The organism is Streptomyces sp. 3330 (assembly GCF_031456635.1).
Taxonomy (GTDB): Bacteria; Actinomycetota; Actinomycetes; order Streptomycetales; family Streptomycetaceae; genus Streptomyces.
This window is the reverse complement of sequence record NZ_JAVDVA010000060.1, coordinates 1-8496: the sequence shown is the minus strand read 5'-3', so window position 1 is coordinate 8496 and position 8496 is coordinate 1. Positions and strand designations below refer to the sequence as shown.

General features: G+C 62.0%; 5 protein-coding genes and 3 pseudogenes. 4 read left to right on the top strand and 4 right to left on the bottom strand.

What is annotated here, in order from left to right:
• The first annotated feature begins 640 nt into the window (after positions 1–640).
• The gene (locus J2X68_RS39970; RefSeq protein ID WP_310437512.1) at positions 641–1342 is read left to right on the top strand and encodes a hypothetical protein; all 702 of its coding nucleotides are present in this window, start codon (positions 641–643) and stop codon (positions 1340–1342) included.
• Positions 1343–2210: 868 nt separating this feature from the next.
• A pseudogene (locus J2X68_RS39965) lies at positions 2211–2894 on the top strand (helix-turn-helix domain-containing protein); the annotation flags it as partial.
• 513 nt (positions 2895–3407) lie between these two features.
• Here J2X68_RS39965 and J2X68_RS39960 read toward each other — a convergent pair.
• The 4 genes and pseudogenes from J2X68_RS39960 to J2X68_RS39945 all read right to left on the bottom strand — a co-directional run bounded on the left by J2X68_RS39960 (position 3408) and on the right by J2X68_RS39945 (position 5515).
• Complete coding sequence (locus tag J2X68_RS39960) at positions 3408–3539, bottom strand: S1 RNA-binding domain-containing protein (RefSeq protein WP_310437511.1); 132 nt, start codon at positions 3537–3539, stop codon at positions 3408–3410.
• Between the two features lie 533 nt (positions 3540–4072).
• Positions 4073–4291 (bottom strand): annotated as a pseudogene (locus tag J2X68_RS39955) (transposase); the annotation flags it as partial.
• A gap of 269 nt (positions 4292–4560) precedes the next feature.
• A pseudogene (locus tag J2X68_RS39950) lies at positions 4561–5216 on the bottom strand (nucleotidyl transferase AbiEii/AbiGii toxin family protein).
• Positions 5213–5515, bottom strand: a complete 303-nt coding sequence (locus J2X68_RS39945; RefSeq protein ID WP_310437513.1) for a hypothetical protein — start codon at positions 5513–5515, stop codon at positions 5213–5215. The pseudogene J2X68_RS39950 and the gene J2X68_RS39945 overlap by 4 nt, the downstream one beginning before the upstream one ends.
• 798 nt (positions 5516–6313) lie before the next feature.
• Here J2X68_RS39945 and J2X68_RS39940 point away from each other — a divergent pair.
• Both J2X68_RS39940 and J2X68_RS39935 read left to right on the top strand, forming a co-directional pair.
• On the top strand, positions 6314–7192 hold the full coding sequence (locus J2X68_RS39940) for an alpha/beta hydrolase (RefSeq protein WP_310437510.1): 879 nt from the start codon (positions 6314–6316) through the stop codon (positions 7190–7192).
• Positions 7193–7532: 340 nt separating this feature from the next.
• Positions 7533–8372 (top strand): aquaporin, encoded by an 840-nt coding sequence (locus J2X68_RS39935; protein WP_310437509.1) that lies wholly within the window; start codon positions 7533–7535, stop codon positions 8370–8372.
• Positions 8373–8496: the final 124 nt, after the last annotated feature.

Below are 8496 nucleotides of genomic sequence, written 5' to 3'. Positions count from 1 at the left end.
AGCGAGTAACTCCCACTCCCCATCGGTGAGTTCATGGCGACGTATCACCCCACCATGATCCACCACCCGGTGATCTTTGAAGACGGACCCTAATCCCACGCGCGGGAGTTACACCGAAGACCGTACAGACCCGACCCTGGCCGGGTCCCCTCGCACCTGTGTCCCTGCCCCGTTGCTGTGCAGATCGCCCGCACCACGGGGTCACCCAATGGCGATCATCGGCCTCCGCTGCCCCGGCTCTGGCTGCGGGCCAGCACCCCCCGGGGGGGCACTGCGCGTGAAGGATCCACTGGTCAGCAGCCGTCAGATGGAGCGAGGGACACGCGGTCGGTATCGGTCCCGCTGCCCCTACCGACGGGAGTGAACCAGTTTGGGCCGCCGCGCGTACCCCATATTGAGACACCCACTATTCGAGCCCAAGAAAACACCGCACAGATTTCTCTATCCAAAAAGATCAAAAGATCGGCACCCGAACGGCCAAAGTCTACCCACATGCACGAATGGTCACAGGTTCGGAATAAATACACCCCAAGACGAGCACGTAAAAATCGAGATCGTACATGCGATCACATGAATTTCAGAATCAGAAAGTGATGGAATGCCGCAGAGGAATATTCACACGATCGCAGGAGCTCTACTGATGGCAGTGCTCGCCCTGTCCGCGTGCGACTCTAAGTCGAATGCCGGGCACGCCGAAGAGCGCGGCACGATTTCCAGCACACCACCACAAATAGGCACGAAAGATGGAGATCAAGAGCAGGATGACATCACCGTAGTAGTATGCACAGAGCAATCACTGGGCGGTGAGTGCGATCAGCACCTGCCCCTAGAAAGTTCGGATCTTTTCAAGGTTTCCGACGGACGTTTCGTCGACAAAATTACGTCGATAAAGACGCTCGATCACGCGATGTGCTTTTATACTGAGCCTCTGCACACCGGTATCCAGTTTACGGTGCCAGCGAACACTGAGGTATCGAATCTCGGTGACGGCAGCTTCGGCGACGTGGACAATCACATCCGATCTTTTGCGCCAGCACCGTGCTCTACCGTCGTAGTCTGCGACGAGCCACAACTCGGGGGGCAGTGCTACGAACATCTCCCCATCAGCATGCCCGAGCTCTTTTCCTTTGACATAAACTTCAACGATAAGATCACGTCACTGCAGACTCTCGAAACCGGCATGTGCTTCTACGCCGACTTGAACTACAAGGGTCGCGCCTTCGAAGTCCTTCCCGGCAAAGAGATTGCAGACCTCAGCGAGAGTCTGCCCAAATTCAACGACTCCATCTCGTCTTACGGCCCCGCACCCTGCTCAAGCGAATCCGAAATCACAGTAGAGTGACGCCGGCTCGTCAACCCTGACGTGAGAGCCGGCAGCCCCAGCTTCGAAGGGGCGTAAGGCAGCCCCTTCTGGCGACGCCCGACAACTGACGGGCGTCCGGGACTCCTGCGCAACAGCCGGGGCCGTTATCAACGACCCCTTCAAGCACCACAGCTACCTCCAAACCAACCCAGAAAACCCAAAAGCCCTAGCTCGCAGCAGTGGCCCCAGCACAGAAAGAACTGGACGCCCATACCAGCTGATGTTGGGCGTATTCGGGCATGAACGACAGCGGGAACAGGATGACCGCAGCCTGTGATTCGTAAAGGCCCGACACTATTGCGGTCGGAACCGTTGAACCATCCTTCGCCGCAGTGCGTTGTAGTAGCGAGCCAGGTGCCTGCGTTCAGAGCGAGATCTCACGAATCTGGCGCTTTAATTAAACATCAAAACAGCGAAAGAGAGCTCTCATGCCCGATCGCCCTGGAGTGGCATTGATGGCCCTAGCAGCATCCAATACGGCTATCGCAGTCCTTAGTGATGAATCGCCGATACTGAGAGCGGTGACCACGGCTTCGGCGTTGGCGACAGCGAAGGCCGCGGCCTACTACGCGACGCAACCTGGCCCGCACCCAGAAATAGCAGCCCCGGCGTGGGGGGCAGCAAGCATACAGTACGCAGCCCTTGCTGCAGCGACCGTGCACAGGGATCCGGTGATAGCGATCGGTGCAGCGGCGGTCAGCGCTACTGCGGCAGTCGCGATGTGCGGGAACCAACCGAACCGTCCGGGAATTCGACGCTAGTGCTCTGACCGGGAAGGTTCGCCGGGTTGGTGGTCGCGGCGGTTGGATGTCCGGTGACCTCCGTTCGTCCGATCGCTGAGGGTGTGTTGGCTGAGCCTGTCCGTGTTCGCAGGGTGACCGACCAGGATGAGCCGGTGCGCTTCCGGCGCGCGATGATGCTGCTGGCGTCGGCCGACGGGAAACCGGGTCCCGGTGATCGCGCAGCTGGTGCAGGCAGACGAGGACACCATCCGCGACGTGATCTACCGGTTCAACGAGATCGGCCTGGCCTGCCTGGACCCTGAGTGGGCGGGAGGCCGTCCCCGCCTGCGCCATCTGGACGACGAGGACCTCGTCGTCCAGACGGCCACCACCCGCCCGACCAAGCTCGGCCAGCCCTTCACCCGCTGGTCCATCCGCAAACTTGCCGCCCACCTGCGACGCGTGCACGGTCGCGTGATCAGGATCGGCCGCGAGGCGTTACGGTGCCTGCTCGCCCGCCGCGGCATCACCTTCCAGCGCTCCAAGACCTGGAAGGAATCACCCGACCCCGAGCGTGACACCAAGCTCGACCGGATCGAGCACGTCCTGGAGCGGTTCCCGGACCGGGTGTTCGCGTTCGATGAGTTCGGCTCGCTCGGCATCCGCCCCACCGGCGGTTCCGGCTGGCCCCCACCGGCCACCCCGAGCGGCACTTCGCGACCTACCACCGCACCCACGGCGTCCGCTACTTCCACGGCTGCCATTCGATCGGCGACGACACCCTGTGGGGCGTCAACCACCGCAAGAAGGCCCTGTTCTCGTATAGCTACGGCAAACGGACATGTAGCGCAGGGTGATGCTCGCGGCTGAGCCGGGCGCGAGGGCCAGTGTCAGTTTTCTCAGTCGGCGGCACGGATGAAGGCCCTGTACTCCCGAAGCTGCCACGAAGTGACAGGTAGCTTTCAGTAGTCGATCTGACGTGCTGCTGTCAGGCTCTCAGCGTTTCCCCCTGGTCAACTAGCGCGCTGCGATCGCACGACAGGCGGCATCCCAAACCGCCTCGAATTCTTGCGCGGTCAGTTGGTCGGGTTCGGGCCCCTCCCACTGTGAGATCGGGAGCCCAGCTGTAACCCCGAACATTTTTTCGCACTCGGCCAGACCCCCTGCCTGCTGGGCACGCTGCCATTCGTCAAGAGACGCAGCCGCGATCGGAGTCACCTCGGAACCCTGGAGTTCGACCTATCGGGTCACCCAGCCGCCGGCGTCGACCTCGAAGTAGAACCAGATGGCTTCCTCGTCCCAGAAGCACTGCATCCACGTCCTCAGCGGTCGGCCTGCCTCTGCGACAGGGCAATGCGGCGCCGTACGAGATCGACATCCATGATCTTCACGGTGAGAGCGTCGCCGACCTCGATGATGTCCTGCGGCGATTGATCCAGCTCGTCGGTGTGCACGAGCCCCTCCGTCCTCTCGGTCTTCGATGCGGACGAAGACACCGAACGGCACGATCTTGGTGACCGGCCCTGTGACCACCTGACGGATCCTCTGCGGTACCTGCGGCCACGGGGCTTCCTGCCCTGCTCGAAGCGACAGCGGCACCCGTTCCCAGATCATCGCGACATCGAGGACCTCAGCTGTAACCTCCTGGCCGACGCTGACGACGTCGGACGGGTAGTTGAAGGGACGCCAGGACAACTCCGGAATGTTGATCATCGCAGTGAAGCCGCCGATGTCCACGAAGGTGACGCCGAAGCTGGCGATGGACGTCACCGTGCCGGTGACGACCTGGCCGCGCCGCAGGGTCTTCAGGAACGCCCAGTCCCGGTCGCTGGGTGTCGGCTCGGTCTGCCAGCGCGCGAAGTACCCCGTCGCTGTCGGGCAGCGTCGTTCTGGAGGACCTCCTGGTGAGCCTCGCCGACAAGATCGCGAAGAAGACCGCGGCTTTTCGCAGCACCTCGATCGTCCTGGCCTGCTCGGCGTTCTGCCGACGCGACCGCTTGAGCTCTTCGCGTTCGGCCGTCGTGAGCTCGCCCGGGGCGCCCTCGCCCCGATCCGCCTTTGCCCTGCGGTACCAGCCGCGCAGGGACTCGGAGCTGATGCCGAGTTCCCGGGCGACCGGGGTGACCGTCTTGCCCGACGAGTCGACGAGCGCGACAGCGTCCCGCTTGAAGTCCTCGGTGTACCGCTTCGTGTACTTGCTTCCCACCTGGTGCTACTTCCTCTGGAACCTCAAGATCCCAGTCTCCAGGTGTCCACGATCAAGAGGAAGGCTCACCAGGGCGGGTCACCCCTATCTTGAGAAGCGCTTCCTCCTGGGCGTGAACGCCCAGGGTTCCGCGCTAGATCATGCTGAACACCCTCCAGATCCGCCAGACCGGGCGTGGGCCCGTGGCGGAACCCGCCGGGCTGCTTGTCCGATGCCGCATATGGCAGGAAGTCCAACGGGCTCTCCCCGGGACTGGATGAGCGCCAGGCTCAGGCGAACTTGTCGTGGATCCGCGTACCCAGGTCCTCCGCCCACTCCAGTGCCCATGCCTTGAGTTCTTCGATCTGCCGGGAGGTGAGCCTGTACGCGGTGTAGTCCTCATCCTCGTACCAGTCCGCGCCGGTCAGCCGGTCAGCCGGTCCCGCAGGTCTTCGAGGCTGAATTCGCCGTGAGCGCGACGGCGGCCCAGGGCTTCGAGCTCGACTGTGGAGCGGTGGCGGGAGGCAGCCTGGACGTCGATGAGGTCGCGGACGGTGCCGCGGTCGGAGAGGGCACGGACCTTGGTACCGGTCACGTCGTCCAGGAAAAGCACGGGGCCGTACGGGGTCTGGGCGGGCGGAGCCCAGAACGCCTCCTTGAGGACGTCGGCCTCGCACTCCTCGCCGGAGTCCGGATCTGTGACGGGGAACCCGCCGCTGAGCGGATCGGTCCGAACATGAGAGGTCCGCCATCCGCCCGCGTTGAGGCCTGCTGTGAGCGCGGCGATGATCTCCTGCATCGGCGCGGGGTTCTCGGTTGCGACATCGAGATCGCGCCTGAGCGTTCGACCAGACCGTGGGCCTCCCGCCGGTGAGGACCAGAGGTAGGGGGAGCCGAGGTCGAGGATGTCGGCGGGGAGACGCTCGTGGACCGAAGTGAGCTTCACGCTGCGTTCGTGGCGGTCGGAGCGGTACGGAGCGGCTCGGGGAAGGCGACTTCCCAGACCTCGCGGATGTGCGGACTGATCAAGCGCCGCAGCACGGGCCACTGCTCGGTCAGCAGCCGGTAGTGCGGGAGGGTCACCAGGTCCTCTCTCAGCCCTTCGGCGAGGACGCTCCGGTAGAGCGTCATGCGGGACTTTGCACGGTCCAGGCTGTAGCACGTCCGCCCGGACCAGACGATGTGGAGCGGCAGGTCAACGTTGCCTTCGACGGGGCCGGACAGTTCCTGGAAGCGCTCAGGCAGTCGGCTGCGGTAGCGGTAACCGTCTGCGGCACTTCTGGGCGCCGCTTCCTTCTCCCATCCAGCCGTGCCGCGAAGGGCTCCCGTCTCGTGCACGAGCCGGAACGTTGGCGGCATGCGGGTTTTGGGGCACGGCGGGCTGAGCGTCCCGGCGACGGGAGAAGTCGGGTCCGGCGAGGGCCGACAGCTGCTCGTCAGCCATACGAAGTTCTCGGCTGAGCGAGCCGGGGTGGCCGTGACGAGGGTGACGTGCCGATGCCGGCCCCGCCAGGTTCGGCCTACGAAGTAGGCGAGTCCGAGGACACGGCTCGAGGGCTGCCAAGATCTGCAGGGCCTCCTCTTGATGGGGCAGCAGGTCCTGGCCGACCAGCGATTCGGTCAGAAGAGACATCGGGCCGGGTCATGAGACGCGCCGGAAGGCGGTGGCCGAACCAATGACGCGCGAGCCGAACTCTTCGCGACCGCGGTCGCCGGCTGCTACGACGCCCACCTCCGCAGCCTCACATTACCGTACGGAATAGCGAAACACGTGGGGCCAGTAAGCCGATTGTGAGCGGGGACATGACGGGGTTCACAGATCAGTCACTAGTCATCCACCGTAGCTGCGTAGTTTCAGCCAGGCAGTGGCTTCCAGACGCCGTCGGCAGGATCCAGCCCCGACGCCAGCCCGCTGTCCAGCAGTGTGCACAGCAACATCAGTAAGGCGCCCGATGGTGCATGAGGTGGCCGAGGACAGGAAATCAAAGCGTTTTAACCAAGTCGCATCCAGCGCCAACCGCTCATTCCTTCGAGGAGGACACTTTGATCGACAACAAGCCGGTAGCTCAACACCGCACTGCTACCGTGAAGAACCGGAAGATCTTTTACCGCGAAGCAGGAGACCCAGACGCTCCGGCGATCGTGCTGCTGCATGGCTTTCCCGCTTCGTCCCACATGTTCAGGAATCTTATTCCAGATCTAGCGGACCAATATCACATCATCGCTCCTGACCACATCGGATTCGGATTCTCCGATGCACCATCAGTGGATGATTTCGAGTACTCGTTCGAGAACCTTACCGCGCACACTCTGGAACTGATTGAACAGCTCGGTATTCAAAACTTCGCCCTTTATATCCAGGACTACGGAGCCCCTATCGGGCTGCGCATCGCCAGTCGCAATCCTGACCGAGTAACAGCGCTTCTTGTCCAGTCAGGGAACGCGTACTTGGAAGGCTTCACGTCCTTCGCCGACACCCTCGTTGCGTACACGCAAAATCGACAGGACAACGAGGCAGGCGCCCGTGAGTACCTGACGGCTGCGAAGACTCGGTGGCAGTACACGCACGGTGTCCCTGCCGACCGTATGTACCGAATCGCTCCGGAAACGTGGACTCTCGACCAGGCGTTGATGGACCGCCCTGGCAACAAGGAAGTTCAGCTGCAACTGTTCTGGGACTACCAGTTCAACATCGCTCTTTATCCGGAGTTTCAAGAGTACTTCCGCAAGCATCAGCCTTCGACGCTGATCACATGGGGAAAGAACGACGAGATCTTCGGTGCTGCTGGAGCACGTGCATATAAGAGAGACCTGCCCGATGCAGAGCTCCATCTTCTCGACGCCGGCCACTTCGCTCTTGAGTCTCATGGGTCCGAGATAGCGGATTTGATCCGAAACTTTCTCCAGCGAACTTTCGCCTGAAAACGTCGCTGCCGCGGTTGGCTACTACGACAATTCAGCGTATTCCCCGGTCAGCGACGATCCCACGGAGCGGCCGTCAGATGTTTGCGGACAGACTGGATCATCTGGATGGTGAGCGTGAGCAGAGTGGCCGCGGAGAGCAGTTCATCCGACGCGGATACCGGCGCAGTGCAATTACTCAAAAATAGCAAACCTCCGGGTGTTAGCAGTCGGCTCACCCGAGCCACTCGAGCCACTTCAGCAATCACAGCTCTGCCCGAAGACTTCAAGAGTACAACCTCATCCTTCGGAGTTCACGATGCCCGAATCCACAGTGACTCCTTCTGCGACGGAGGGATCCATGCAAGAGCGCGCGGAACGGGGCCGAACATCTCAAGCATCAGCAGATCTTCGACAGAAAGCCCTTCTGCCTGGCCCTGCATGGCGTTACAGCACCCTGGAGGGACTGCTGTCGTTCATTTTGCTGTTCGGAGTCACCACCATTGTTCGATGGCTCGTGGGTCCGTCGCCTCTATCGATCAAGATCGGCGAGGGACGCCTGAGCCTCTTGACTGTCGGAGTGACCGTTGGACTGCTCATTTCCGCCCTCATTTTGAGCCGCCCGGGCAGAATAAGCGGCGGGCATATGAATCCCGCAATTTCGGTCGCCATGTGGCGTTTCGGAATATTTCCCGGCCGCCTGGTAATTCCATATGTCGTCGCACAGTTCACCGGATCCGTAGCTGGAGTGATGGTGGCCCGCCTCGTATGGGGTACGGCTACCGAGGAGCCACCCGTAACTTATGCGGTAATCCACCCTGCAGCTGGGTGGACGGCGACCTGGTTGTTTGCCGCTGAGGCCGTCACTACAGGCATCGTCATCTATGCTGTCGGCTACTTTCTCCAGTCTCCTCGACTTGCTCCTCTAGTTCCGTGGCTGGCAGGGATCCTGATCGGAGCCGCAATCGCGTTGCTGGGCAACGTGACAGGGGCGTCGATGAACCCAGTACGCCAATTTGGGCCGGCACTTCTTTCCGCCGAGTATTCGTTCCTGTGGGTCTATCTGGCAGCACCTATGGTGGGTGCTTTTGCAGCCGTACTTCTCCTCGGTGTCACGGGGAGGCGTCGCGCCGTCCTGACGCATCGTCTGTGCGGTACTCAGGAGGACGGATCTGCCGTGCACCTCAGTCATACGGCGTGAATTGCGGCATCGTACGTTCCCCCTTCCGGCCAGCGCTGACGCTCACATACGACACGTAGGAGATGTAATTCCATGACAGACGCACTCAAGCGCCTCTCCGAAGAAGGCGTCGCGATCTGGCTGG

Excerpts from the sequence above, each read along its gene's own strand:
- J2X68_RS39970 (WP_310437512.1), top strand. The coding sequence starts at position 641 with ATGGCAGTGCTCGCCCTGTCCGCGTGCGACTCTAAGTCGAATGCCGGG.
- J2X68_RS39935 (WP_310437509.1), top strand. The coding sequence starts at position 7,533 with ATGCAAGAGCGCGCGGAACGGGGCCGAACATCTCAAGCATCAGCAGAT.